Source organism: Kitasatospora sp. NPDC091257 (genome assembly GCF_044757675.1).
Lineage (GTDB): Bacteria > Actinomycetota > Actinomycetes > Streptomycetales > Streptomycetaceae > Kitasatospora > Kitasatospora lactacystinica.
Genome location: NZ_JBIVVI010001850.1, coordinates 1 through 1,110, shown reverse-complemented (window position 1 = coordinate 1,110; position 1,110 = coordinate 1). Strand labels below are relative to the sequence as shown.

At 72.3% G+C, this 1,110-nt stretch carries 1 protein-coding gene; it reads right to left on the bottom strand.

Annotated elements, in window-relative coordinates; translation table 11 throughout:
• Nucleotides 1-40: 40 nt before the first annotated feature.
• Nucleotides 41-1,110: hypothetical protein (locus ACIQOV_RS42440; RefSeq protein ID WP_401056620.1), on the bottom strand; the 1,070-nt coding region annotated here is incomplete at its 5' end.

Genomic DNA, 1,110 nt, shown 5'->3' with positions numbered 1-1,110 from the left:
CCCCGGCACTCGGCCGGGGCCACCCCTCCTTCGTACCGGGCTACTTGAGCTGCTTCAGGCAGAGCACGTAGTCCAGGGCCGGGAGGTTGGGGTGCTTGCTGGTGTACCAGCTGTCCGACTTCGGCTGCTTCTCGCAGACCTTCTCGTCGGAGGTGGCGAGGTACTTGAAGACGATCTTGTACTGCGCCTTGGTGTCGGTACAGGGCACCATGGTGATCTTCGGGTTGGTGTCGGTGGTCTCGCTGGTGCCGTTCGCGTTGCGCAGGCAGTCACCGGGGTTGGCCGAGTCCACCTTGCTGTCCGAGTCGGTCGGCGTGGTGACCGGCGGGAACGTCAGCGTCGGGACCGGCAGCGTGAAGGTCGGCGCGGGGATGACCGGTGACGTGTAGGTCGGCTTCGGCAGCGGCGTGGGCGAGAAGGTCAGCACGGTGGGGGACGGCGTCGGGTCGGCGACCGGGTCGCCCTTCTTCGGGCCGAGCACCCCGGTCGCGGCCAGGGCCACGGTGACCGCCAGCGAGACCGGCACCAGCAGCATCGCGATGTGCGGCCGGCCGGTCAGCGGAACGCCCGGGTTCAGCTGGGGGCCGTGGCTGCCCGGGACGGGCGGCGGCAACTGCTTGAACTTGTTGTGCGGGCCGAGGTTCAGCAGCAGCGTGATCGGGGTCAGCAGCCAGGACACCAGGCTCCACCAGCCCTGGACCAGCGTCCGGGCCGACATGTCGCGCACCGTCGCCGTTCCGCAGGTGCGGCAGAACGGGCCGGTCATCCGCAGCATCCGGTAGGCGATGATCAGGCCCTGGTGGCCGCGGACGGTGGCGTTCACCGCCGGGTAGCCGCCGCAGAACCGGCAGGTGGTCCCGTCCGGCGGCGGCGGCGGGTACCCGTAGCCGTAGCCGTCCGGCGGGGGCTGGACCCCGTACGGCTGCTCGGGCGGCGGCGGGGCGCTGGGGTAGCCGTATCCGGGCGCCGGCGGTGGTGCGCCGTATCCGGGCGCCGGCGGCGGTGGGGGCGGTGCGCCGTAGGAGCCGCCGGAGGCGTACGGGTTGCCGTCGCCCGGTGGCGGGCCGTACGGCATCTGCGGTGGAGGCGGAGGCGGAGCGGACAAGGGGG